Annotated in this window: 26 protein-coding genes; 6 read left to right on the top strand and 20 right to left on the bottom strand. The window is 57.2% G+C overall.

The window, feature by feature from the left end; translation table 11 throughout:
• Positions 1–87: 87 nt before the first annotated feature.
• The 5 genes from ACRBB0_RS15800 (at position 88) to ACRBB0_RS15820 (ending at position 5,013) form a co-directional block, all read left to right on the top strand.
• Positions 88–957 (top strand): PhnD/SsuA/transferrin family substrate-binding protein, encoded by an 870-nt coding sequence (locus tag ACRBB0_RS15800; RefSeq protein ID WP_431375413.1) that lies wholly within the window; start codon positions 88–90, stop codon positions 955–957.
• Entirely contained in the window at positions 950–1,768 is an 819-nt protein-coding gene (locus ACRBB0_RS15805; RefSeq protein WP_431375414.1) for a phosphonate ABC transporter ATP-binding protein, read from the top strand. The genes ACRBB0_RS15800 and ACRBB0_RS15805 overlap by 8 nt, the downstream gene beginning before the upstream one ends.
• Positions 1,761–2,564, top strand: coding sequence for a phosphonate ABC transporter, permease protein PhnE (phnE, locus tag ACRBB0_RS15810; protein WP_431375415.1), 804 nt, complete (start codon positions 1,761–1,763; stop codon positions 2,562–2,564). The genes ACRBB0_RS15805 and phnE (ACRBB0_RS15810) overlap by 8 nt, the downstream gene beginning before the upstream one ends.
• Positions 2,561–3,814 carry an alpha-D-ribose 1-methylphosphonate 5-triphosphate diphosphatase gene (locus ACRBB0_RS15815; RefSeq protein WP_431375416.1) on the top strand — a complete coding sequence of 418 codons (1,254 nt, stop codon included), beginning with the start codon at positions 2,561–2,563 and terminating at the stop codon, positions 3,812–3,814. The genes phnE (ACRBB0_RS15810) and ACRBB0_RS15815 overlap by 4 nt, the downstream gene beginning before the upstream one ends.
• Before the next feature lie 434 nt (positions 3,815–4,248).
• Positions 4,249–5,013 (top strand): NAD(P)-dependent oxidoreductase, encoded by a 765-nt coding sequence (locus tag ACRBB0_RS15820; RefSeq protein ID WP_431375417.1) that lies wholly within the window; start codon positions 4,249–4,251, stop codon positions 5,011–5,013.
• Between the two features lie 99 nt (positions 5,014–5,112).
• On the opposite strand, the gene ACRBB0_RS15825 is transcribed toward ACRBB0_RS15820, so the two are convergent.
• From ACRBB0_RS15825 to phnF, 13 genes are all read right to left on the bottom strand, one after another.
• Entirely contained in the window at positions 5,113–5,760 is a 648-nt protein-coding gene (locus ACRBB0_RS15825) for a DapH/DapD/GlmU-related protein (RefSeq protein WP_431375418.1), read from the bottom strand.
• Positions 5,757–6,620 (bottom strand): phosphonate ABC transporter, permease protein PhnE, encoded by an 864-nt coding sequence (phnE, locus tag ACRBB0_RS15830; RefSeq protein WP_431375419.1) that lies wholly within the window; start codon positions 6,618–6,620, stop codon positions 5,757–5,759. Before phnE (ACRBB0_RS15830) ends, ACRBB0_RS15825 begins: the two co-directional genes overlap by 4 nt.
• On the bottom strand, positions 6,617–7,603 hold the full coding sequence (phnE, locus tag ACRBB0_RS15835; RefSeq protein WP_431375420.1) for a phosphonate ABC transporter, permease protein PhnE: 987 nt from the start codon (positions 7,601–7,603) through the stop codon (positions 6,617–6,619). The genes phnE (ACRBB0_RS15830) and phnE (ACRBB0_RS15835) overlap by 4 nt, the downstream gene beginning before the upstream one ends.
• 27 nt (positions 7,604–7,630) lie before the next feature.
• A complete protein-coding gene (phnD, locus tag ACRBB0_RS15840) occupies positions 7,631–8,548 on the bottom strand; it encodes a phosphonate ABC transporter substrate-binding protein (RefSeq protein ID WP_431375421.1) in 918 nt (305 codons plus the stop codon).
• Positions 8,549–8,600: 52 nt separating this feature from the next.
• The gene (gene phnC, locus ACRBB0_RS15845; protein ID WP_431375422.1) at positions 8,601–9,404 is read right to left on the bottom strand and encodes a phosphonate ABC transporter ATP-binding protein; all 804 of its coding nucleotides are present in this window, start codon (positions 9,402–9,404) and stop codon (positions 8,601–8,603) included.
• 88 nt (positions 9,405–9,492) lie between these two features.
• A complete protein-coding gene (locus ACRBB0_RS15850) occupies positions 9,493–10,668 on the bottom strand; it encodes an alpha-D-ribose 1-methylphosphonate 5-triphosphate diphosphatase (protein WP_431375423.1) in 1,176 nt (391 codons plus the stop codon).
• A complete protein-coding gene (locus tag ACRBB0_RS15855; protein WP_431375424.1) occupies positions 10,655–11,374 on the bottom strand; it encodes a phosphonate C-P lyase system protein PhnL in 720 nt (239 codons plus the stop codon). Before ACRBB0_RS15855 ends, ACRBB0_RS15850 begins: the two co-directional genes overlap by 14 nt.
• Positions 11,371–12,168: an ATP-binding cassette domain-containing protein gene (locus ACRBB0_RS15860; protein ID WP_431375425.1), complete on the bottom strand. Its 798-nt coding sequence runs from the start codon at positions 12,166–12,168 to the stop codon at positions 11,371–11,373. The genes ACRBB0_RS15855 and ACRBB0_RS15860 overlap by 4 nt, the downstream gene beginning before the upstream one ends.
• On the bottom strand, positions 12,165–13,079 hold the full coding sequence (locus ACRBB0_RS15865; RefSeq protein WP_431375426.1) for an alpha-D-ribose 1-methylphosphonate 5-phosphate C-P-lyase PhnJ: 915 nt from the start codon (positions 13,077–13,079) through the stop codon (positions 12,165–12,167). The genes ACRBB0_RS15860 and ACRBB0_RS15865 overlap by 4 nt, the downstream gene beginning before the upstream one ends.
• Complete coding sequence (locus ACRBB0_RS15870) at positions 13,076–14,206, bottom strand: carbon-phosphorus lyase complex subunit PhnI (protein WP_431375427.1); 1,131 nt, start codon at positions 14,204–14,206, stop codon at positions 13,076–13,078. The genes ACRBB0_RS15865 and ACRBB0_RS15870 overlap by 4 nt, the downstream gene beginning before the upstream one ends.
• Positions 14,206–14,742, bottom strand: a complete 537-nt coding sequence (gene phnH / locus ACRBB0_RS15875) for a phosphonate C-P lyase system protein PhnH (protein WP_431375428.1) — start codon at positions 14,740–14,742, stop codon at positions 14,206–14,208. Before phnH ends, ACRBB0_RS15870 begins: the two co-directional genes overlap by 1 nt.
• Positions 14,742–15,185, bottom strand: a complete 444-nt coding sequence (locus ACRBB0_RS15880) for a phosphonate C-P lyase system protein PhnG (RefSeq protein ID WP_431375429.1) — start codon at positions 15,183–15,185, stop codon at positions 14,742–14,744. Before ACRBB0_RS15880 ends, phnH begins: the two co-directional genes overlap by 1 nt.
• A gap of 1 nt (position 15,186) precedes the next feature.
• Positions 15,187–15,903 (bottom strand): phosphonate metabolism transcriptional regulator PhnF, encoded by a 717-nt coding sequence (gene phnF / locus ACRBB0_RS15885; RefSeq protein WP_431375430.1) that lies wholly within the window; start codon positions 15,901–15,903, stop codon positions 15,187–15,189.
• Positions 15,904–16,219: 316 nt separating this feature from the next.
• Here phnF and ACRBB0_RS15890 point away from each other — a divergent pair, with 316 nt between their 5' ends.
• Positions 16,220–16,633 (top strand): VOC family protein, encoded by a 414-nt coding sequence (locus tag ACRBB0_RS15890; protein ID WP_431375431.1) that lies wholly within the window; start codon positions 16,220–16,222, stop codon positions 16,631–16,633.
• 15 nt (positions 16,634–16,648) lie between these two features.
• On the opposite strand, the gene ACRBB0_RS15895 is transcribed toward ACRBB0_RS15890, so the two are convergent.
• The 7 genes from ACRBB0_RS15895 to ACRBB0_RS15925 are packed head-to-tail and all read right to left on the bottom strand — an operon-like array spanning position 16,649 to position 25,389.
• On the bottom strand, positions 16,649–18,121 hold the full coding sequence (locus ACRBB0_RS15895) for a class I adenylate-forming enzyme family protein (RefSeq protein WP_431375432.1): 1,473 nt from the start codon (positions 18,119–18,121) through the stop codon (positions 16,649–16,651).
• Positions 18,122–18,123: 2 nt separating this feature from the next.
• On the bottom strand, positions 18,124–19,128 hold the full coding sequence (locus tag ACRBB0_RS15900) for an NAD(P)H-dependent flavin oxidoreductase (protein ID WP_431375433.1): 1,005 nt from the start codon (positions 19,126–19,128) through the stop codon (positions 18,124–18,126).
• The gene (locus tag ACRBB0_RS15905) at positions 19,125–19,892 is read right to left on the bottom strand and encodes an oxepin-CoA hydrolase, alternative type (RefSeq protein ID WP_431375434.1); all 768 of its coding nucleotides are present in this window, start codon (positions 19,890–19,892) and stop codon (positions 19,125–19,127) included. The genes ACRBB0_RS15900 and ACRBB0_RS15905 overlap by 4 nt, the downstream gene beginning before the upstream one ends.
• On the bottom strand, positions 19,889–20,932 hold the full coding sequence (locus ACRBB0_RS15910; protein ID WP_431375435.1) for an acyl-CoA dehydrogenase family protein: 1,044 nt from the start codon (positions 20,930–20,932) through the stop codon (positions 19,889–19,891). Before ACRBB0_RS15910 ends, ACRBB0_RS15905 begins: the two co-directional genes overlap by 4 nt.
• Positions 20,929–22,125, bottom strand: coding sequence for an acyl-CoA dehydrogenase family protein (locus tag ACRBB0_RS15915; RefSeq protein ID WP_431375436.1), 1,197 nt, complete (start codon positions 22,123–22,125; stop codon positions 20,929–20,931). The genes ACRBB0_RS15910 and ACRBB0_RS15915 overlap by 4 nt, the downstream gene beginning before the upstream one ends.
• Positions 22,126–22,138: 13 nt before the next feature.
• Positions 22,139–23,311, bottom strand: coding sequence for an acetyl-CoA C-acyltransferase (locus ACRBB0_RS15920; RefSeq protein ID WP_431375437.1), 1,173 nt, complete (start codon positions 23,309–23,311; stop codon positions 22,139–22,141).
• Positions 23,308–25,389: a 3-hydroxyacyl-CoA dehydrogenase NAD-binding domain-containing protein gene (locus ACRBB0_RS15925; protein ID WP_431375438.1), complete on the bottom strand. Its 2,082-nt coding sequence runs from the start codon at positions 25,387–25,389 to the stop codon at positions 23,308–23,310. Before ACRBB0_RS15925 ends, ACRBB0_RS15920 begins: the two co-directional genes overlap by 4 nt.

The raw sequence follows: 25,389 nt of genomic DNA on the forward strand, positions 1-25,389 counted from the left end.
GCGATCATCATAAATTGTTCATCAAACCGTCAACACGATGCAACACCCTTGGCGCATTCATCCGAATGAATTCAAAGGGAGACTACCATGACACTCAAAACGATTTTGATGGGCGCAGCCGCGCTTGCACTGTCGGCCTCTGCTTTGGCCGCCGAGAACTGGAAACTGGCCGTCACTGACGTCGAAGGCATGGAACGCCTGCAAGTCGAATGGGGCCCTTTTAAAGACGCGCTTGAAACCGCAACAGGCGACACATTCGAATTCTTCCCGGTCAACTCACGCACCGCCGCCGCCGAAGCGCTACGCGGCAAAACAGTCGACTTCGTCGTCTCCGGCCCGGCGGAATATGTTGTCATCAACAAGCTGACCAAGGCCACGCCTTTGGTTGGACTGGGGCGCCCTGATTACCACTGTGCCATCATCGTGCGCGCAGACAGCGGCATCAACGTTCCGGCCGATCTCAAAGGCAAGAAAGTCGCGTTTGGCGACATCGGATCGACATCCAACATGCTGTGCCCAATGCAAGTTTTGGCCGATCACGGTGTTGACCCGGTCAACGACATCGACAAAACCCACACAAGCCGCAACATCGCACATGAAGCTCTGAAGGCTGGCGACATTGACGCCTTGGGGGCCAACGCCAACAGCTGGCTGAACGTGCGCAACAAAGAAACCGACCTGCCATACGGTTTTTTCAAAATGATCGCTCGCTCTGGCGACCTGCCAAACGATATGATCATGGTTGGCGCGCATGTTCCTGCTGACGCGGCCGAAACTGTTCGAACCGCCATTCTGGACAACAAAGCCCAAATTATCGCAGGTATCACCGCCCATGAAGAGAACGACAAATATGTCGGTATGGATCTCGTGGCGATCCAAGACGGGGCCTATGACTATGTGCGTTTGATGTATGCGAACGCTGGCTACCCTCAGTTCGACAATTTCATCGGTGACTGATCTTAGCGTGAAAAAGCCGGACACGCTGCGTGCGCGTCCGGCCCTCATCGAAACGCCGTCTGCCACGATTCCTAGCATCGACATCGAAGCCCGCGGCGTTACCAAACATTTTGGCACGACACAGGTTTTCGCAGACCTGAGCTTTCGTCTGGTCAGAGGTGAGGCCGTGGCCCTTGTCGGGGCAAACGGCACCGGAAAATCGACCCTCCTTCGGTGTTTGATGGGTCTTATCCCGGCCAGTTCTGGACAAGTCATGGTGCTGGGCGAAAACGCATCCCAAGCGAATGTTCGCGCGCTCAGGGCCCTGCGCGCGCGGATCGGATTGGTGTCGCAAAAGCACAATCTTGTGCCGCGTCTCTCCGTACTGTCCAACGTGATACATGGCCTTTTGGGGCGTCACCCAGGCCCGCGCCATTGGGCGCACGGCTTTGCCCTTGCGGCCTCCCGACAGGCCGCTATGCGCGCTCTGGACAAGGTTGGGCTGGCTGATTTTGCCTTGCGGCGGGCGGATCGCCTTTCTGGAGGACAATCACAGCGCGTCGCCATTGCACGCGCCATCGTAAGCCAACCGGAAATCCTGATCGCAGATGAGCCATGTGCCTCGCTTGACCCTGCGGCGGGCGAAGATGTGATGGATTTGTTCTTTGAATTGGCGCGGCAAGACGGGGTGACGGTTGTCTTTACGTCGCACCATATTGACCACGCTCTGAAATATGGCGACCGCATTTTGGGGTTGGCTGAGGGGCGCTTGAAGCTCGACGCAACCGCAACCTCGCTGAGCCCATCTGACCTAAGAGGTCTGTATGACTAGCCTCCCCCCTCATCGTTACGAACGCCCATCGGCCATTGCCTTTTTGGGCTATGCGCTCGGCTTGGCAATCATTTTCTGGTGCCTGGCTGGCGCTGGCTTTTCGCTTGAAAAGGTCATGACATCGCCGCCACGGTTCGCAGATTTCATGACGCGCGCCTTTCCCCCGAACCTGCAACCTGACGTGCTAACGCGTCTTGGCGGAAAAATGGTGGAAACGCTCCAGATCGCCGTGGCCGGTGCCGTGATCGGTGTGATCTTGTCCCTGCCTGTCGCCCTTTTGGCTGCGCGCCGCCTGATTGTTGGCAACGGGGTCAACCAAGCCGTGCGCACCTCGCTCAGCTTTGTGCGTGCCGTGCCCGATATCGCCTGGGCGCTGGTGTTTGTGGTCGCCGTTGGGCTTGGGCCGTTTGCCGGGATGCTGGCCATCGTGATTGACACAATCGGGTTTTGTGGCCGTTTCTTTGCCGATGATATGGAAGCCGCCGACACAGGGCCGGCTGAATCGCTCACGGCGACGGGCGCGCGCAAAATCGACGTGGTGGCCTGTGCCACCATTCCCGCTGCAATGCCCGCTTTTGTCTCAACCTCTTTGTTTGCGCTCGAAAAGGCTGTGCGCTCATCAACCATTTTGGGCCTTGTTGGTGCAGGCGGGATCGGGATCGAACTCAAAGTCGGGTTTGATCTTTTTGATTACCCCACCGCGATGACTGTCATTTTGATGATCGCAGTCGTTGTGATTGGGATAGAACAACTCAGCGGCTGGGCCCGCACCCGCATTATCGGAGATCAGCGATGAATATCTCGTTCAAAACGCCTCACACCATGACCACAACCACCTTTGAAGGGGCCACGGTTTACTTGCCAGATCAGAGTGTTGAAACAACGGTCACAATCGCGGATGGCAAGATCGCGGACATCGGCGGCACAGCCCAGGGTGAGGTGATTGATGGGCGGGGCATGATCCTTGCTCCGGCGCTGGTTGATGTGCATGGCGATGCCTTTGAGCGCCAGTTGATGCCGCGCACCGGCGTTTATTTCCCAATGGAAACCGCCGTCTTGGACACCGACCGGCAATTGGCAGCTAATGGGATTGCAACGGCTTATCACGCCATCACGCTTAGCTGGGAGCCGGGATTGCGCAGCACTGAACGCGCCCGCGATCTGATGCAAACCTTGATTGACATGGCCCCGCGCCTGTTGGTCGAAAACCGGGTACAGCTGCGCTGGGAAACCTTTGCATTTGAAGCGATTGACCTGATTGATTGGGCCCTACAAGCACCGCTGTTGCCGTCCATCGCCTTTAACGATCACACCTCGATGACCATGCGCGCGTATGATGTTGCCATTCAGGATCGCGGGTTTGAGCTGTCGCCAGACTTCTCTATTGCCGCGCTTGATGATGAACGGATGAAACAGCGTACAGCCTCCAAGGCGAAACGCGCCGGTCTGTCGGATGACGATTACATTGCGTTGCTTGGCAAGGTTTGGGAACGCCGCCCCGATGTCGACGATACCATCCGCAAAGTTGCTCAGGCGGGCCGTAACGCGGGCGCACCGATGCTAAGCCATGACGATACCCGCGCCGAAACCCGCGCCTATTTCCGTGATTTGGGAATACATACGGCCGAATTCCCGATGGTGATTGAGGCCGCAAAAGCGGCGCGTGCCGCGGGTGACGCCATTGTCTTTGGTGCCCCCAATGCCGTCCGCGGTGGCAGCCATATCGGATCTCTCGGGGCCGGAGACATGGTCGAAGCCGGTCTGTGTGATGCGCTCGCCTCTGATTACTTTTATCCGGCATTGCTGGCGGCGGTTGCAAAACTTGATGCCGAAAAACGCGCCGATCGGCGCAGGCTTTGGTCTTTGGTGTCTGGCGGTGCGGCCAAAGCCATGGGGTTAACAGATCGCGGCACAATTGCGGTCGGTCAAAGGGCCGATCTCGTGCTTGTCGATTGGCCAGAGGGCCATGCCCCTGCCATCGCAGGCACCTGGGTCGGCGGACGATGCGCACATCGGGTGCAATCCGCCTCGTGCCGATGGACATAGGCGGAGGCGGCCCTTCAGTCGGGCCTACAGGTTTTGGCCATGAAACGCTGACACAGGCCGATGCTGTGTTGGGTCGGCTCATGGTCAAGACCCTGCCCTTTTTAATGCCTCCCGCCTTGCAAACGTGTTTTGCGGCGTCGCTCGCAAACCGTCGGATCGCGTGCCTCTTGGCTGGTTTTCGTTTGCATAGCTGGCCCTCACTGCCTCTTGCTTTTGACTTGGCGCGCGCGCCCATAGCCCCACATGCCCGTGACGGCCCAGCCCCAACACCGGTATCTCTCGACAATATCTTGGCGGACTGGCCAAAGCCCCGTCGGGCCGTCATCAATCCATGCAAAATTGCATAGTCGCTTGCAAATTTGGTCAATTTGCAGAGCTGGTCCACCGATCTAAACCGACAGCACTCGTTGTAACCCCTATTGATCGGACCCACCATGACCACCCTCGTAATCGGAGCCACCGGCGCAACAGGACGCCACTTGGTGACGCAATTGTTAAACCGGGGAGAGCGGCTCAAGATCATCGTCCGCAGCCCTGAAGCCCTGCCGCGCGCCATCACCACCCACCCAAATGTCGAGATGATCCAAGCCAATGTTCTTGACCTCAGCGATGCGGAAATGGCTCAGATTGCAAAGGGCTGTGCGGCGGTTGCGTCTTGCCTTGGGCACAACATGACCTTTCAAGGGATGTTTGGACACCCCCGTCGCCTCGTCACCCAAGCGACCAGCCGGTTTTGCGACGCCATCAAGGCGAACGCCCCCGAAACACCCGTCAAATTTGTGCTGATGAACACCACTGGCAACCGCAACCGCGATCTCAACGAACCTATCTCGCTTGCCCATAAAACCGTGGTCAACCTGTTGCGATGGCTATTGCCCCCGCATGTGGACAACGAACAGGCCGCAGATTACCTGCGCATCACAATTGGCCAGAACGATCCGCATATCCAATGGTCTGCCGTGCGCCCTGATGGGTTAACCGACGACACGGAAGTTACCGCCTATGACACGCATGTCTCACCGACCCGATGTGCCATTTTCAATGCGGGGCATACCAGCCGGATCAACGTTGCGCATTTTATGGCCGGTTTGATAACAGACGACAAAACTTGGCACGCGTGGCGCGGAAAAATGCCGGTAATCTATAATGCCAACACCCAGATCGAGGTAGGCAAAACACCGATATCTGCCGCCCCCTAGGGGCGGGCCGCTGGGTATCAGCGCCAAGTTATCCAAATTGCTGTTTTCACAACAGCAGATCTTTTTCACAGCTCGGTGTTTTTCACAGCTCGGTGTTTTTCACTGGGCGGTGTTTTTCATGGGTCCGTATTTCTCAATAAAGGCGTCGATCTCTAGCGTTCGAATATCGGGCAAGGCCGCGCGATAGGTCTCGCGTGGCCAATCCCACACAGCAATCTCTTGCAAGGCTTCGGCCTGCGCATCGCTGAACCGGCGCTTGATTTCACGCGCAGAAACACCGCCAACCACGGTGTATGGGGCGACATCGCGGGTCACCACTGCCCCAGCCCCAATCACCGCACCTGTGCCAATGGTGACACCGGCCGTGATCGTGACCCCATGGCCGATCCATACGTCATGACCAATGGTCACCCAGTTCTCTTTGCGCCACTCAAAAAACGGATGGTCGTCGGTGCCAAGCCCATAGGCCTCAGCGCGATATACCGAATGATGCTGAACCGCGCGCCACGTCGGATGGTTGCCCGGATTGATCCGCGCGGCATTGGCAATGGAGCAGAACTTGCCGATGGTGGTCCAGACAACGTGGCAGTTTTGGGTGATGTAGGAATAGTCGCCCATCTGCGACGCCTTCATCAATGTGCCCTTGCCGACCTCGGTCCAAACACCCAAGTCACAATCGTCAACCTGAGCCTCGGGGTGAATGGTCGGGGCTTCGGAGAGACGATGTTTTGACCCTGCGCCGCTCATTTCGCAAGATCCGATGTGCCGATGAGTTTGGCGCGCAACAGGCGCGACAGCCAGTCAATCAAATAGACCATCGCGATGATCAAAAAGATGATCGACCACGCCTCATCCCATTTATAGGCGCTGATCCGGTCCGAGAGCAAAAACCCAATGCCACCGGCCCCAACAATGCCCAAGATTGTGCCCGACCGCACGTTGGATTCAAAATTATAGAGCAACACCGACAAATGCACCGGCATCACTTGCGGCATGATGGCAAAACGTATGGTTTGTAGTTGCGATCCACCCGAAGCCATCACCCCTTCGACGGGTTTTTTCGACGTGTTTTCGAGCGCTTCTGAAAACAGCTTTGCCAGCGTCCCGACTTCGCTAACCGCGATTGCCATAATACCGGCCAACGGCCCAAGCCCAAAAGCCCGGATGAAAATCAGCGCAAGGATCAGCGTTTCAAAGGCGCGGATCACATCATAAACCCGGCGGGTGCCTTGCCGTAACCAAAAAACTTTGTTGAGCGTCTTGGCCCCAAGAAAGGACAGAGGAAAAGCAACAACCGCACCCAGAACGGTGCCAAGAAAGGCCATCGACAATGTCTCGCCCAGCCCTTTGAGCACTTCGGACCACCCGGCCCAGGTGGTCCAGATATGGGGCGGGAACATAAACCCAAGCACCCGGCCAAACCGGCCAAGCCCCTCGATGATCCGCGCCGGGGCAAAGTTGAAATCATACAGACACCAGGCAAAGAGGCCGATAAACATCGTCCACAATGCGATCTTGCGCAACCGAACCGGCCATGGCTCACGAAAGGCCAGCGGCACCTGAGCCTGCGCCGCGGCAATGCGAGCCGGGGACATGTCGACATTCATGGGGTTTTCTCCAATCCGATAACGCGGTGACGCAGCTTTTCCGAGCCGTAATCAATGACAATCACAGTGACAAAAATGATCACAAACAGGGCTGACAGGTCGGTGTATTCTTGCAGGCTCATGGCGGTGCGGATTTCTTGACCCAAGCCACCTGCCCCCACATATCCAATGATTGTCGACGACCGCACATTGATCTCAAAACGCAGCAGCGTATAGCTGATGATGTTTGGCAAAACCTGCGGAACCGCGCCGTAGCGGATCTGGTCAAACCATGTTCCGCCAGCCGCCTTGACCCCTTCCAGAGGGCGCATATCGATGTTCTCATTCACTTCGGAATAGAGTTTGCCCAGCGATCCGGTGGCGTGCAGGCCAATCGCCAACACCCCGGCCATCGGCCCAACCGAAAAACAAAAGACAAAGATCAAAGCCCAGACCAAGTCAGGGACGGTGCGGGCGATCTCCAACCAACGTCGGCTGAGCATCAAAACCCATTTGTTCGGGGTCAGATTGCGCGCCGCAGGAAAGGACAGAAAGAAGGCCCCAACAACCCCCAAAGTCGTTCCCATAAAGGCAATCAAAACGGTTTCGACCCACAGATTGGCCCATGTTTTCCACCGCCAAAACCAATATGCGAAATCCTCGCCCAGCGTCGCCCAATGCAACTCAGGAAGGGTTTTGGCAATGTATTCGCCCAACCGTGGCAGGCCCGCCGGGATGATCCAACGCCATTCACGCGATCCGTCCGGCATGGACACCTGTGTGATCTTAAAGAAATCCCCAAGCCACGCCGAAAGGCCAAACAGGATCATAAAAACACCGGAGCCAATCAGCCAGGTCATCCGACTGCGGCGGCGCAAATCGGCATAGTCTTTTTCAAATTCGGAGATTGCATGTGACGGGTTTGGTCGCCCCGCCGTCATCAAGTCGCTATCTGCCATTGCCATCGAACCGGCCCCCAGGGTCAAAGAAAAACGGTGGCCCATGTGCCGGGCCACCGCTTCAAAGGTCGTTTAGCCGGACTTGCGGCGCTCTTTTTTCAGCCAATCGCGCATCTCGACGATCCACTGGTACCGGTCGTGATCAACCTTGACCCAACCGGTCTGTGGGTTTGGATCATCCGCCTTGAAACCCGTCATCTGGTTAAAGGCCTCAGGGTCTTTTTCGGCCAGGTTCCAAACCGCTTCAACCATCGCATCCTTGAGCCCCTGAGGGATATTGGCGCGGGCGCTGAAAGGGCCAGCCGTGATCTCAGGGCTTTCCCAGATCGGGCAAATCTGGCCCTCTTCGATCATGCCTTTGTCGACCATGCGCTGCCAGCGCCCATCAACGGCGTTGTTCTGCCACGTGGCAGCGGCATCAAACGTGCCGTTGACAACACCGGACACACCGGCTTCATGGCTGCCTGAAAATGGAACTGCGGCGAAAAACGTTTTGGGGTCAACCTGCTGGGCAATGTTGAAATACGGCACCGCGTAACCAGAAGTCGAATCCGGGTCCGCGAATGCCAGAATTTTGCCTTCCAGATCAGACAGGTCTTTGTAATTGTCTTCGCAGCGGGTCACGACAACCGAATAATACCCGGTTGAGCCGTCTTTGCGCAGACGTGACACCAGTGGCTCAACACCGCCATTGGTTTCGGTATAGGCCGCCGCATAGGATGACGAACCAAAGAAGGCGAATTCGATCTGGTCAGCGGCAATCGCCTGGATCACACCGTCATAGTTGCCGGCGGTAAAGATCTCGACTTCGACGCCCAGTTCAGCCTCAAGATATTCTTCGAACGGCGTATAGCGCGCGATCCGGTCCTTTTCATTCTCTCCCGACAAAATGCCGAATTTGAGAACCTGATAATCATTCTTCCAGCTGTCATCAGCCAGAGCCGTTGTGGCGGTCAAAGCGACAAGTGCAGAGGTGGTAAGCAAACGCATGGACTGTCTCCGTTGCAGTGGGTTTGGCAGTTTGGTTGTTTGGTTGTTGCGATTACGCAGGCACAGCGCGGCGCGCCTGTGTTGAGGTCACGGCTTCGTTGAATTCGCGAAGCCCGTCGGTGCCGTAAATGTCGCGCACCACATCATCCGTGAGCTGCGCGGCGGTGCCGTCGAAAAACACCCGCCCCGCCCGCATGGCGATGATCCGGTCGCAATAGGCGCGCGCGGTGTCGAGCGTGTGCAGATTGACAAGAACGGTGATGCCGTCTTGTTTGTTGATAGACCGCAACCCATCCATCACCAGCGTCGCATTGGCCGGATCAAGTGAGGCGATTGGCTCATCCGCGAGCATAATTTTTGGGTTTTGGACCAAAGCCTTGGCGATGGCGACACGCTGTTGCTGGCCTCCCGACAGAGTGCCAGCGCGTTGCAAGGCTTGGGGCACGAGGTCAAGCCGATCCAGCGCTTCGATCGCCATGGCCCGTTCTTCATCGCTAAAGCGCATCAACATCGAGCTGGCAAAGCCATGGGTTGCCAAGCGTCCGATCAGAACATTGGTCAAAACATCAAGTCGGTCGACCAGATTGAACTGCTGAAAAATCATGGCACAGTCACGCCGCCAATCCCGCAACGCGCGGCCTTTGAGCGCCGTGACCTCAACCCCATCAAACGAAATCGACCCCGAGGTGGGGTCGATCAAACGGTTGATAAGGCGCAACAATGTGGACTTACCGGCACCAGAGCGGCCAATAACGCCAACGAACTGTCCGGGGTGAATATCCAGCGTCACATGATCGACGGCTTTGGTGTCGTCAAAGTGGCGCGAGACGGTAGAGAGTGACAGGGTAGCAGCCATGATTATTCATCCGAATGAATTCTACATGTGCTGGATAGCCCTCTGAGGTAACGCGCAAATGTCCCCCCTGTGACAGTTTATTAACGTCTCAGGCTACGGACCGAACAGAGACAGGCATTTTGTACAAAACACCGTTCGAATAGATCATATTGCCCTGCCGCATTGTCATAAGAGTCCGGTCCTGGTGATCAAAGGCGACCAGATCAGCGCGCTTGCCCACGGCGATCTCTCCCCGATCCGCAAGCCCGAGCGCCTTTGCAGGATTCACGGTCGCCAGACGCGCAGCCCCCGCCAACCCATTTGGATCCTGATCAGCCAAAGCCCGGATCGCCGGAAGGAGTGCCGCCGGGTGATAATCCGCTGCCAAAATTCCCAAAAGGCCAGCTTTGTGGGCGTCGCGCGCCGATAAATTGCCCGAATAGCTCTGGCCACGCATGGCATTGGGCGCGCCCATTGCCGTCATCATTCCGCGTTCAACCGCAATTTCCGCGGCTTCAAGCGTCACCGGAAATTCCGCAATGACAGCACCCAGATCGGCCATCAAATGGGCCTTGTCGACGGTGTCATCATCATGGCTTGCCAAGGCGACACCGTGGTTGCGGCACATTTTAGAAACCTCACGCATGTTCGACAACAACACCTCTTGGGGGCGTGATCGCTCCGCGATGGCCGTGGCGATCCCCTGCCGGGCGTCGGTTTCCGAAATGCCAAAATGCGCCGCCCGATTTTTGATGTGCAGCTCGAGATTCCGATACTGCCCCTGCCCCGGCGTGTGATCCATCAAGGACACCAGATCGACCCGGCCTTCGTCCAACAGATCGGCCAAAACGCCAACCGCGTTGTCAAAGGTGATATCAAATCGCGCATGGATAAGATGTTCAACCCGGCACCCCACACGGGCCTCGGCCAAGTCACGAATAACGCCGCTGGTGTGCTCAAACGAGCGCCGCTCGCCTTCGCGCGCCCCGCGAGAAAACGACACCGCCGCATAGGCTGTTGTGACCCCTGCCGCCGCCAGCCGCGCGTCCAACGATCCAAGGGCCACCCGCATCGGAAAATCAACACGTGCGCGGGGTTCAAGCTCTTGTTCGATCATGTCGCCATGCATGTCTATGAAGCCGGCAAACAACGTTGCACCATGGCCTTGCATCCCTTCGGGAACAGGATGTTCAACCACCTCGGCAATCATATCACCCTCAAGACGCACCGACCCGGACGGGACAACCCGATTTGCCAAGACCAGAGTGAAATCAGACAGCCACATCGTTGCGATCCTCTTGTGGTTTTGCCTCAGGGGTGAGGTCAATTTCTCGGTCAATCAGCGTTGAGACATCACCGGGATGATGAAACACGCCGATCATCGCCGTGCCATTTGCCTTGAGATCGCCAAGCCGCTCAACCAAAGCCGCGCGGGCGGACACATCGAGCGACGCCGTTGGTTCATCAAGCAAAAGCAGGCGCTGGGGCAAGATCAATGCGCGGGCCAAATTGACTTTTTGCTGCTCCCCCCCGGAAAAGGTTGATGGATAGGCAGGCCATAAATCACGTTTGACACCAAAGGCTTCGAGCCAATGGTGCGCTTGGTGCAACGCCTCGGCCTCAGAATGTCCCGCCCGGCGCAGCGGTTCGGCGACCAAAGCTTCGGCACTCACCCTTGGGCGGGCTGTCAGGAACTGGGTGACAAACCCAATTTCACTCCGGCGCAGATGGGTGATGTCGACATCCGCGGCGCGCGCCAGATCAATTTCACCATGTTCAGAATGGAAAAGAATTTGCCCCGAGCCGGCCAGATAGCTGCGATACAAAGTGCGCAATAGCGTCGATTTCCCCGCGCCGTTGCGCCCCTTGAGCAGCAAGAACTCTCCGGTTTTCAAGGTGAATGAAATATCGTCAAATGCCGTCATCCGGTTGCCCAGATGGTGCATGACAAAGCCTTTGCTCAGGCTGCGAACATCGAGAATCTGTGTCATAGTTTGGCATGCACCAGTTGTTGCGTATAGGCGTGTTGCGGGTCTTGAAAGATTTGATCGGCAAGGCCCGTTTCGACAACTTGCCCTCTCCGCATCACCATAACGCGGTCGGACAGGGTGCGAATGACACCCAGATCGTGGCTGACGATAACCATTGTGATGTTGCGCCCCGCCTGGAGGCGTTTCAGCGTATCAAGCACCAAGGCCTGAACAGACACATCAAGGCCGGTGGTCGGTTCATCCAGCAGCAAAAGCGCGGGTTCCAGCGCGATGGCTTTGGCCAACTGCACCCGTTGCTGCATCCCACCCGACAGCTCAATCGGCGGCGCATCCATTCGCTCCAACGGAAATTCGGACGCATCAAGCGCGTCGCTGGCCTTGGCACGCAGGGTTGCAAATTTGCGCTCTCCGGCCACCAAAAGCCGCTCGGCGACGTTGCCCGATGAAGAATGCGACATCAGCAAACCAAGATGCGGGTTTTGATAGACGATCCCGATCTGCGTGGCGCACAACATGCGACGGGCGTAGCGATCAAGGTCAAACAAATTGCCCTGCACGTCGGGCAGATCAAGGGTGTAGCTGCCGGTATCGGGCACCTCTTCGAGGTTCAGACAGCGCAGGAACGTCGATTTGCCGGACCCGCTTTCACCAACGACCCCAAGAACTTCACCGGGATAAACCATCGCCGACACATCGTCCAAGGCCCGAACCGAGCCATAGGATTTGGAGACATTATTGGCGACAAGCAAAGGCCGTGTGGTCACAAGGCGCGGTGGTTCCAACGCGATGGTCATTGCGCCATCTCCCCATTTTTGTACCAGGTTTCGCCGAATTCGGTTGGTGTACCTTCGGCGCGGCGGATCATTTTGACCCCCAGTTCACTATCCGACACTTCATAGAGCGACGGGCCGTCATCCTGTGGGATCTCATTCATGAAGAACCCTTTTGCCCCCGACCGATGGCAGATCAGATCGGCATGCGCTTCGACTTGATAGGGCACATCATCAAAAACCAGTGGCTCAACCTTGGTATAGGGCGGGACAGCGTGGATGCGCTTTTCGCGCCCTGCCGATAGGATTGTCAGATGTTTGGCCATGTTCAGTTTGGGCACGTCCCAACGCGGGATCGGCGACGGCGTCATCACGAACCGACCATGAACCAGCGAAGGGTAACTGGCCCCAAGCATCACACGGCCAGACCGGACAATCTGTTCAAACAGTTGCAACCACATCCGCCCGTAATCGGCATCCGCATGCATTTGGCGGGCCAGTGACATATTGGGTTGCACTGGCCGCAGCGGTTCGGGGTTGGGCACCTGAAGCACCAGCACTTGATCATCACGCAAGATTTCTTCGGGAATGCGGTGGCGCGATTGGATCAGATCGGCCTCCAATGCATCGAGCGTCACCGGGGCGCCCGACACCCGCGCCAGAAACCGGCGGATCGAGACCGCATTGACGCTGTCATCTGCGCCTTGATCAATGACTTTGACCCGCGTCTTTGGGTTGATCAGCGTGCAAGACACCTGCAATCCGCCCGTTCCCCAACCGCGCGCCATGGGCACTTCGCGGCTGGCATAGGGTATCTGGCAGCCCGGAACCGCGATCGCCTTGAGCGTTTTGCGGCGAATTTCGCGCTTTGCAGAGGCATCTAGGAACCCATAGCTCATCGGCTCCCAGTCTTTGGTCAGGCTCTTGAGGCTCATGTCGCGCGCTCCGCTTCCTTGGTCGTGTCCAAGTTGTTCTTTGATGTTGAGGGCTTGGTGTTGGGTTGAGACCCGGCCTTGGACTCAGCCTCGGACTCGGCTTTGGACTTGGCATCCCGCATCGCATCGAGGCTCGATTGGAAAGTCACGTAATGCGGCAGCTTGAAGTGAATACAAAAGCCCGAGCTTTCGACCCCTTCTGTATGATACAAAAAGAATTCTTCCTCGGTGGCAGCCCCCTTGGGTGCCCCCTCGGAGTTGAGATCCAATGTCGCGGCGGCGATCACTTTGACTTCATTCCAGCCAAGGGTTGCGGAAAATCCTAGTCCGAGCTCAGTGCCTTGTTTCGAAACAACCTCAGCTTGGCTTACTTTGACACGCCCGGCGCTAAACCGGGTTCCGCAGGGATGTTCGACTCTGACCTCTGCTTCGGCCAATCGCAGCTCATTCACAGTCGGGTGCGCCTGCCCATACCCGCGCTGTGCAGCGTAACCAAGCGCCAAAACCCCGCCGGTGTCAGCCCGTGCCAGCGACTGCAATGTATGGGCGCGTTTGGCTGGGAACAGCAGCGGTTCGCGCGTGACATCTGGGATGTCATTGCCGGTCAAGTCGTCCGGTTCAGGCGCGGTCAGCAGCTGGTTTTCCGCCTGCCAGGCGGCAACAGACGGCTGATAGGCAGGTGCAGGCGTCTCTGCCGGGGTGACCGCTTGGGGTTCAAACGTTTCACCCGCCAATACGCCGGTCGCCAAAATCCGGTGCGAATAATCCAAGGTTGGCCCAAGCACTTGCCCGCCGGGAATATCCTTGAATGCCGCTGAAATCCGACGATGTGTAAACAGGCTGTCTTGGGTCACCGGCTCGGCCACGCACAGACGCGGTTGGGTGGTGCGCCAGGCGCGCAACAGCAAGACCGCTTCGTAAAGCTCACCACCGGTTTGCGCCAAGGCCAAGGCGGCCAAATCAGCGTCATATAGGGACGCTTCGCCCATCACCCGATCAATCAAATACGGCAGCGCCGCACGCACATCCGCGACACGCTCAGCTGAAATCTCACCCATTTCAGCCCGAAACAGGTTTTGCGATTGTTCAATGGCGCGTTCCCCGCCGCGGGTTGCGACATAAGCCATTATAAAACCTCCACGTTCACGGATCTTGGCAGGCCAATGATCTGCGCCCCATCCACCAGAAAAATGTCAAAGCCCATCGGATACCGCATGGTCTGATCGCGGATCGCCCAGAGATCGGTGGGCACACCGCCTATGACCACATCGACGGCTCCGTCTACACCGGGGCCTGACAACCTTAGGTTTTGCCCCTGACCAAAGTCGGCCCCCAGAACCAGCGTCGCCCCGTCCTCTGGATGCAAATCACTCCCGCTCCGCACCCCCCGCAGAAGCGCGGCATTTTCGAGGCGCTCAAAAAAGAGATGATCCGCCTGACACGCGTCAATCAGCGCAGCCCCGGTTCGCCGCGCTATGTTCGTCAGTTCCGGTGTCTCGCAGTAGACTGAGCACTCACGATCAATCAATGTTTCAAGGATCGGTGCCTGCCCGGATTGCGGCATATCTCGCGGCAACCCAGGACGCGACATCGCCCACATCAACGCGGTGTAGGCCGCGTTGCAACGCGTCTCAAAATCTGAGGGTTTGGGATGGGGCGACATCAAAACGTCTCCATATTGACGCGGGTCGCTTGGACACGGCGCAGGGTTTCGTCATCCGATTGGGATTGAACGGTCTTTTCATGAGACAGGAATGTCGAAATCTCTGCTTCCGAGTGCCCGGATGCCATCGCCAGATCGACAATCGCCATCGCCATGGCGGCTTCAAGATCTCGACCTTGCCGCATGCCATAGCCCTGCGCGCCCGCATCAGAAATCCGCGCCTCGCTCATCAAGACTTCGCCCAGATGGAAATGTGTGCCTTGTGCCGTATCGCGCATCGGCAACATGACCAATCCGGTTCGGTTTTCTTCCACAACAATACCGTTAAACCCAGGGATCAAAGGCTCAGCAAACGCCTTAAGCCGCCGCGCATCTGCCCGCGCCAGAATGCTCAGCGCATCTTCGTGTTCGAAACCACCGAAATTTGGCCTGGGCTGGGTCATACTAAATATCCTCTAGGTTGATTGAAAATTTGACCCGCGCCGAAGACCAGATCACTTCGCTATAGGCCAATGCCGCGCCGTCCTGGGTGCGATCAACCGCACGCAGCACCAAAACCGGCATGTCGGGGTGTTGTTTGAGCATTTTTGCTTCGTCTTGGCGTGCGGGCCGCGAATGGATTTCAGTGCGGCCGCGCAAATAATCTGTGATCCCATAGGATTCATAGACAGCCGTGACTGATCCCAAGGATTGGCGACGTTCTGGAAAGGCCGAAAACTTGGTCGCATCGTGATAGAGAGCGCCAAAAGACACCGGGAGCCCATCGGCAAATGTGATACGCCGCGTGACGATCACCGGGGCCCCCTCGGTCAGATTAAGCGATTTCGCGACGCGACCATTGGCTGTGATCTTTTCGATGCCCAGAAGCTCTCCGGTGATATCGACACCGTGCGGCTCCAGATTCTTGCGCATCCGGGTGCGACGCCCGATTTGATATTCCAAGCGCGGTCTGGTTTGCACAAAGGTGCCACGCCCCTGCTCAACGCTCAGATGGCCTGTTTTGGCCAGTTCCGCGATGGCCCGACGTACCGAATGACGACCGGATCCATAGAGCGCAGCAAGCTCCGGTTCCGTCGGCAATTTGGTGCCCGGTTCAAGCACACCGTCCATAATGTCTTGTTCAATCATTGTGCGAATATCTCGCCAGCGGTCTCTGTTCATGTGTCAATCATCCGAATGAATTTTCGAATAAAGAATGACTGTGACAGTGGCGTGTCGTCCAGTGGTCGTTTCGTCATCACACGCACTGATTTTTCAGGTATGTCTGACCGCTAGCAAATCTAAGCTTTTGATTTTGTTACGAGCATCCACCAAAATACGCTCCAGAATTTCGCCAAAAAATCCCAGATACAAAAAACAACGTCAGTAACGACAGCTATCTGGCCGCCCTGGTCTATGTGTGTTGCGCGCAGGAAAAGCTGCTTTTGTGCTCAAAACATGCGATAGACTGGGCCAAGACTAAAAAAGGAATACCTGAATGCTGACCCCGTTTCATCTCGCTTACAATGTCACAGATCTCAGCGCGGCCCGGTCGTTTTATGGTGAAACTCTCGGCTGCAAAGAGGGGCGTTCGACCGAGACCTGGGTGGACTTTAGCTTCTTTGGTCACCAGATTTCATTGCATCTTGGGCAGCCGTTCCAAACCCAATCCACCGGGAAAGTCGGGGACCATATGGTTCCCATGCCTCATCTCGGCGTGGTTCTGAGAATGGAGGATTGGCAAAAACTTGCGCGCAGGTTGGAAGCGTCTGATGTCGAGTTTGTCATCAACCCAACGGTACGATTTGCCGGCGAACCGGGCGAGCAAGCGACCATGTTTTTCTACGACCCATCTGGAAACCCGATAGAAATCAAAGGGTTTTCGGACATGGATGCGGTTTTTGCCAGCTAAAGTTTGACCCGAACTTTAATCCAAAAACGCAGGCAGGGCCGATTTCAGAATCTTGCCCGTTGCCGCCGCCGGTAGTTTTTCGATCACAACAATCCGCGAAGGCCGTTTGTAACCAGCAAGCCGTTGCGCCGCAAATTGGCGCAGGCTCTCTTCGTCGGGCCAGTCGCTTTTGGATGCCTCGACAAAGGCGTAGACCTTTTCGTCACCGCCTTCCATCACACCAATCACGGCACATTGGATCACCTGAGGATGATCATTCAGCGCGGCCTCGACTTCGGGGGGGTAAACGTTAAATCCGCCGTGAATGATCAGTTCCTTTGAACGCCCGCGAATATGCAGGTTGCCATCATCATCGAATTCACCCAAATCGCCCGTACGAAGCCAGCCATCCGGTGTAAAGGCTTTGGCGGTTTCGATGTCATTGCGAAAATATGCCTTCATGACACCACCGCCCGACACCAAAATCTCACCGACGTTGCCTTCGCCCCCCGGAGCCGCGAAATCCAGTTTTACATCAACGCCAGGAAAGGTTTTGCCGACCGAAATATCGTCATTGCCGCGGTCGTGGCGTGTCAGGCACACACCTGCAGTGGCCTCTGTCATGCCATAGCCGTTTTGCAACGGCAGGCCGAAAAATCTCTCTGCTTTGCGCTTCCAATCAATATCAAGGGGAGCTGCGCCGGATGAGATGTAACGCAAGGATTTGACCGGCAAGGTGTCGTGCCCTTGCGCAGCGGTATAGTGCATAAGCTGCGCCAACATTTGCGGAACGGAGGACAGCAACGTCACCCCTTCGGTCAGCGCCTTGTACAGGTTCGCCGGAGAAAACCGGGGTTCAATCCGAATCGTTGCGCCCGATAAGACCGACGCCATAACCACCGAAGCCAATCCAAAAACATGGCTGATTGGTAAAACGCCGTAAAGCGTGTCCGCGGGCGTGATGTCGCGCACGGCGCTCGACACTGTGCCGCCAAAGATCAGGTTGTCATGGGTCAGCATAACGCCTTTGGGAGCCCCGGTGGTGCCGGTTGTATAGAGGACAGTGGCCACATCGCTTATCACATCTTCTGGATCGGATGCACGCGCCAGGGCCACGATATTTCGGCTTGATGTGAGCGGCTTAGCGCCAAAACGGGCGGCGTGATCAGCAGCATTCTGAGAGACAGTATGGGTAAACAGAACCACAGCCGGGGTCGCGTGGTCGATCACACGGCTGATTTCGGCGTCGGTTTGGCGCGCGTTAAAAGGGATCACCGCCGCCCCTAAAATGGAGGCCGCGAACAGGGTCGCTACGACCGGGGCACAGTTCTCCATGATCAGTAAAACCCGATCCCCCGCAACCACACCCAAACCGGCCAGATCATCGGCAAATGCCTCAGCTTTGGCCTGCAAGTCTTGGTAAGTCCAATCCAGACCCAGCGTGTCGGTCATCGCCCTAGCGTTAGGCGTGTCTTGGGCGCGTTTTTCTAGAATTTGGTGAATGCGCATGGTTATGCCGCCCCTTGTGCCGGAGATTGGATGTCATTGATCCGGCCCAAGGCGGCCAGCGCTTCTTGTTCTAAGTGATCGAAAATTTCGGCCATGGGGGTGACCGCATTGGCCAACCCCAAAGCATGCCCCGCCGACAATAGCCCCTTGGATACATCCCCGGTTTCATAGGCCTTGCGCCCGATTTTGCCCGATACCAATGGCATCAATTCGGAGATTGTGACCCCAGGATTGTCAGTTTCCAGTTGGGTCACGGCCTCGGTGGTTTCATTGGCCAAGGTCCGAACCGTATTGCGCACGGATGACATAGTCAGAGCGGTGTCACGTTCCGACGCGTGGGCGATGGCGTGTTTGTAATTGGGATGCGCGTTGATTTCTTCAGCCACCAAAAGCCGGGTTCCCATGACAACGCCCGCCGCCCCCATCGCCAAGGCCGCAACGATTTGCGATCCGTGGCCAACACCTCCTCCGATCAAAAAGGGAATGTCCAGATCACGCCCGGCCATGGCGGCGTTTACAAAGCTGCCGATCATATCCAGTCCGGGATGACCTCCGCATTCCGCCCCTACAATTGCCACCATATCAACACCGACGGATTGCGCCTTGAGCGCGTATCGCACAGCCGGCACCTTGTGGATCACCGTCAATCCGAGTTCGCGCAACAACGGCATATAGGGTTCGGGGTTGCGGCCCGATGTTTCGATGACCTTGACCCCTTCTTCTGCAGCGATCCGAAACACGGTGTCCGTGCGATCTCCGGGCACAAGTTTGGGCAACATCGAGACGTTGACGCCAAAGGCCTTGCCTGCGCATAAATCCCGCGCTCTTGAGATTTCGCAACGCAGCGCATCGTCTTCTGGGAAACTGGCAGCCGTCAGAAACCCGATGCCCCCGGCATGGGCCGCCGCCGCCACGTAATCAGCATCAGCAAGCCACATAAGCCCCCCCGCCAAAACCGGAAGCCGCAGGCCAAAACGACGGGTCAGCTCGGTGTTCAAAACGGTCATGTGGGAAACTCTGCTTTGCGTTTTTCCGTAAAGGCAGAAATGCCTTCAGCGGCTTCTGGTCCGGCCTGCGCGTCGACCATAAATTCCGCTTCTCGGTCGAGCTGATCAAGCAGGCTCGTATCACTCGCATATGTGATCAAGTGGCGGATGCGGGCCTGTGCCTGAGCGGGTCCTTGGGCTAACTCTTGGGCCAACGCCAGCGCCCCATCCAGAGCCTGACCTTGTGGGGTCAATTGATTGATGACACCGTGATCTGCAAGATGTCGCGCAGGGATCGGACGCCCCAAAAGGCAGGCTTCCATTGCCATTTGACGCGGGAGAAGCCGCGATAAGGCATGGGTCAATCCGCCATCGGGGGTCAGCCCGGCTTTGACATAGGCGGCTGTGAACTCCGCGCCTTCGCTTGCCACGATCAAATCGCAGGCCAGTGTCAAAGACACCCCGGCCCCTGCGGCCCCACCTTCTATGGCTGCGATGATCGGCACCGGGCTCTTGGCCATTGCGCGTATCACACCATGCAATATCTCCACCTTGCTGCGCCGCGCATCCGGTGCCAATGCGGCACGGGTTGCCAAAACGCGCAGGTCGCCCCCTGCGCAAAAGAACGCACCGCCGGTCAAAATGATGCATCTGATGTCTGGCGCAGAGGCCATATCAATGGCGTCACTCACAGATTGATAGAGCTCTGGCGTGATGGCACCGCGTTTGGCGCTGGTGTTGTGAACGATCAGGGCGAGGCCCCGCTGTTCAAGCCGAACGCTCATGCCGCGCCCAGCGCGATGAACCGTTCCAGATGATGGTCAGTGTCTCCAAAACGGTGATCGGCCATGGTGATCCGTTTGGCATAGCGTCCAAGGGCGTATTCCTCGGTCATACCGATGCCGCCGTGCAGTTGAATGCATTCTTCCGCCACCAAACGACCCGACCGACCGATCAGGTTTTTCGCAGCACATATGTGGCGATTCCGAAGCGGCGCATCATCCTCCAGATGTTCGGCTGCCAAAATGACCATCGACCGAGCTTGTTCAATCGCGATCATGACATCCACCAACCGATGGGATAAAGCCTGAAAACTGCCGATTGGGCGGCCAAATTGTTTGCGTGTTGTCAGGTAGTCCTGGGTCATGGCAACAGCGACGTCCATCGCCCCCAAGCAATGCGCAGATTCAGCCAAGGTGGCAGCGGCCATCGCCTGAGACAGTGTCGAAAAGCCTTCGGAGATCAAAAGCGTTGCAGGGGTGTTGGTCAGCGAGACCTGCGCTGCACGCCCACCTTGGGCGATGTCATAGCCTTGCATTTGCAGCCCCGGCGCATCGCGCGCCACCAACCACAGGCCAATCCCTTCTTCGGCTTCGGCCGTGCCGGAATGACGGGCAGATACAATCAGGGCGTCGGCGGTCTCAGCCCCAACCACGACAGATTTCTCACCTGTCAGACAGTCGCCTAGGGCCCGAGTTTCAACCCAATTGAGATCGTAACGCGCTGCAAGTTCACCATGCGCAAGCGCCAGTTTTTCTGACCCGCTCATGAGCGGCCCAACATCTCGGCCCGCCGCAGCCAGAACCAGCCCCGGCAACAAAGCATTGTCAATCAGAGGCAGGTCCAAGTCTGCGCGGCCCAATTCTTCGAACACCACAGCAAGGTCGAACCCCGCGCCACCAAACCCGCCCTGTTCTTCGCGGAACAAGGCCCCAATCACGCCCAATTCGGCAAGCTCGGTCCAAACATCACCCTGTGCAGCCGACAAAAAGCGCCGCAACGTGTCTTGGAGCATCTGCCGTTCTTCGGTCAGCTCAAAATTCATGTCGCATCCCTCATCATTTGTTTGGCATAGATTTCGCGTTGGATTTCGTTGGACCCGCCGAAAATCGACAGCTTGCGATTGTTGAAATAGCTCGCGGCAACGGCCCCCGCATCCAGCGGATCAGGCAAAGGCGCGTTGCCATCCACAGCGTCAGAGGCAAATGGCATGGCAAGAGGACCAACCGCCCGGCGCGCCAGATCGGTGATTTCTTGGCGAATTTGTGTGCCCTTAATTTTGAGCAAGGAGCTTTCGATACCCGGAGCCTGCCCCGATGCGGCTTTGGACACGATGCGCAGATTGGTGGTCGACATGGCCATCAAATCAATCTCAACCTGCGCCACCCGAGCGGCGAAATGTGGATTTTCGATCAAGGGCCGACCGCCCGAAAGTGCCCGGCTCGAAATGCGTTTCACCATATCAAGACCCGCCCGGCTAAATCCAACACCGGCGATATTGGTGCGCTCATGGGTCAACAGGTATTTGGCATAGGTCCAGCCTTTGTTTTCCTCGCCAACAAGGTTTTCAACCGGCACGCGCACGTCAGTGAACCAGACCTCATTGACCTCTGCGCCACCGTCAATCAGGGTGATCGGCCGCACCTCAACCCCCGGTGTGTTCATGTCGATCAACAAGAAGGAGATGCCCTCCTGTTTTTTGGCATCCGGGTCCGTTCGCACGAGGCAAAAGATCATGTTGGCGTGCTGACCAAGGGTGGTCCAGGTCTTTTGACCTGTCACGACATAGTGGTCACCGTCCCGCACGGCGCGGGTTTTTAACGCGGCCAAATCACTTCCGGCACCGGGTTCGGAATAGCCCTGACACCACCAATCCTCGCCACTCAGAATGCGCGGCAGCCAATAGTCTTGCTGGGCCTCAGAGCCGAAGTTTTGCAAGACAGGTGCCAGCATCGCAAGGCCAAACGGAACCACGCGCGGCGCATAGGCCATCGCGCATTCTTCCTCAAAAATATGGCGCTGAACCACACCCCATTCGGCTCCACCAAAGCGCTGTGGCCAATTGGGTGCCAGCCAGCCGCGCTTGTTCAGCTCAGCGTGCCAAAACTCATGATCATCCTTGCTCAACCCCTTATTAAGGCGTACTTTATCCGACAGTGTTTCGGGCAGTTTCTCTGCCAAAAAGGCCTTGACCTCTGCGCGAAACGCCGTGTCATCGGCGGTGAAACTCAGATCCATATCCTGCGGCCCCTCAGTAAATTTCAAACAGGCCAGCAGCACCCATACCGCCTGCGATACACATGCTGACAACGCCCAGTTTTGCGCCCCGCCGCTGCCCTTCATGCAAGAGATGACCCGCCAGCCGGGCCCCGGTCATGCCAAACGGGTGCCCGATTGCGATTGAGCCGCCGTTGACGTTCAATTTGTCCGGGTCAATGCCAAGACGGCGCTGGCAATAGAGCGCTTGGCTGGCAAAAGCTTCATTGATTTCCCAAAGGTCGATGTCTTGCACATTGAGCCCGTGACGTTCGAGCAATCGCGGCACAGCAAAGACCGGCCCGATGCCCATTTCTTCAGGGCCACACCCCGCCACCGCAAAGCCCTTGAACGCGCCAAGCGGGTTTAACCCGCGCACTTCGGCCTCTTTGGCTTCCATCAAAATAAGCGCCGCCGCACCATCCGAGAGCTGTGAGGCATTGCCCGCAGTCACACAGCCCCCTTCGCGGACCGGAGCGAGACCAGCCAGCCCCTCCAATGTCGTTGTCGGACGATTGCACTCATCTTTGTCGACGATCGCGGCGCGCTCAGACACCTCACCGGTTTCGCGATCCTTGACTGACATAACCGTCTGCATTTCAAGGATTTCGTTGGCAAACAAACCGGCATTTTGGGCGGCTGCAATCCGCTGTTGCGACACAAGACTAAAGGCATCCTGATCTTCACGACTCACATCGTAGCGCGCGCCAACAAGATCGGCTGTTTCGATCATCGAATGATAGACTTCGGGCATGTTGGCCGCCAATCCCGGTTCGGGAACCCGCCGGGTTTTGGGCTGGATCAGGCTGATGCTTTCGACGCCCCCCGCGACCTGCGCCCCTGCCCCGTCTTGGGTGATCGCATTGGCCGCCGTCGCCACAGCCTGAAGGCCAGAGGCACAAAAACGGCTGACGGTTTGACCTGCGGATGTCTTGGTGAGACCAGCCAAAAGCCCGGATTGCCGCGCAATATTGCCGCCGGTTTCGCCCTCGGGATAGCCACAGCCAATCACCACATCTTCGATACAATCGGCGGGCAGACCGGTTCGATCCATCAACCCTTTGATCACATGCGCCGTCATTGTTGCGCCATGGGTCTGATTAAACGATCCGCGAAAAGATTTTGCGAGCCCGGTCCGGGCTGCATCCACGATCACCGCCTGTTTCATTGCGCTGCTTCCTTGTTCAGATCATCAAACGTGCGGCCCTCGGCGACCAGCTGCACCAAAAGCGGCGCGGGTTGCCAAAAGAACGCGTCCTCTTGGGCAAAGCTTTGAATGTCAGCCAAAAGCTCGGGCAAACCTTGCATATCGGCCCATTTGAGAGGCCCGCCATGAAAGCGCGGAAAGCCATAACCCATCAGCGACACCATATCGACGTCGAGCGGACGGCGCGCGATGCCCTCACCGACAATCTTGGCGGCTTCATTGACCATGGCCGCCATGTAGCGGCGCAAAATTTCTGCGTCTGAAAACGCGCGCGGGGTTATTCCCAGCTCGGTCCGCTCGGCCTCGACCAGTTGCATGACATCGGGGTTTTCGACCTTACTGCGGCCTTCGTAGATGTAATACCCACGCCCGGTCTTTTGGCCGTAATCGCCCTTTTCACAGATTTTGTCCGCATAAGTCGGAACGCGCTCTTGCGGATCACGCAAAGGAGCCAGACGTTTGCGGTTTGCCCAGCCAATATCAAGACCGGCCAGATCGCTCACCGCAAAGAGCCCCATCGCAAAGCCGAACTTTTCGAGCACACGGTCGATTTGATAGGGTGAGGCCCCATCGAGCACCATGTGATCGGCACAACTGCGATAGGTGAACATCATTCGGTTGCCGATAAACCCGTCGCACACGCCCGAGCGGACCGAGGTCTTACCAAGCCGTTTGCCAAGCGCGAACCCCGTCGCAACCACATCCGGTGCGGTTTGGGCCCCGACAACAACTTCGAGCAGTTTCATCACATGCGCCGGGCTAAAGAAATGCAAGCCAATGACATCCGCCGGGCGCGACGTGGAGGCTGCGATTTCGTCAAGATCGAGATAGGAGGTGTTTGAGGCCAAGATAGCGCCCGGTTTCGCCACCTGATCGAGTTTGGCAAACACCTGTTTTTTGATGTCCATATCTTCGAACACCGCTTCGATGATCAGGTCAGTTTGCGACAATGCCTCGTAATCAGTGGCGCAACGCAGCGCTTCGTTCAGGATTGCATCATGTTTGGCCTGGTCAATTTTGCCGCGTTTCAACGCCCCAGAGAGATTGCCCGCAATCCGATCTTTGGCAGCAGCGGCCCCCGCGTCGGTCATTTCGATCAACACCACACAAAGCCCGGCCAACAGCGCCGCGGTTGCAATGCCCGCTCCCATTGTCCCGCCACCAATCACACCAATACTGGCAAGGTTCCGGGGGGTAATGCCATCCAGTTCGGGCAGTTTTCTAACCTGACGTTCACTGAAAAACGCATGGATCATGCCCTGGCGTTGATCGGTTTCGATCAGCTCCAAAAACAGGCGTCGTTCTTCCGCAAGTCCTTGATCAAAGGGCAGTGTCGACGCGTTTTGAACCGCATCTACCGCGACAACAGGTGAGATTTGGCCGCGCGCCTTTTTCGCGACGCCCGCCTTGGCACCTTCAAAGTCGATCAATTTGGGGGCCGGCATTTTACTAATGGGGCGTGTTTGGGCCCCTTGGGCGATCAGATTGCGCGCATAGTCCAGCCCAAGTTCAAGCGGGTCGCCCGCTTCGACCTTGTCGATCACCCCTAATTCCAACGCCTTGGCCGCATCAATCGGGCGGCCCGACGTAATCAACGCTATGGCCTGTTCAGAGCCAATCACACGCGGCAAACGCTGGGTTCCGCCCGCGCCGGGGATGAGGCCAAGATGAACTTCGGGCAGGCCCATTTTGGCGGTCGGCACCGCAACGCGGTAGTGACACCCCAAGGCGACTTCCAATCCGCCACCAAGCGCCGTGCCATGCATCGCCGCAATCACGGGAATGGTCGAGGCTTCGATCAAATTACATAGGTCTGGCAAGCTAGGTTCTTGTAAAGGCTTACCAAACTCACGGATGTCGGCACCGGCAAACCACGTGCGCCCGCGCCCGTAAATAACAACGGCCTTTGCACCGTCGGCTTGTGCGCGGGTTATCCCATCTTGCAGGCCCAGCCGAACCGCATGGCCCAGCGCGTTGACCGGAGGGTTGTCTGCTGCCAAAACGGCGATGTCATCATGCAGCTCATAGTGAATTGTCAT

Source organism: Pelagimonas sp. (assembly GCF_050633425.1).
GTDB lineage: Bacteria > Pseudomonadota > Alphaproteobacteria > Rhodobacterales > Rhodobacteraceae > Pelagimonas.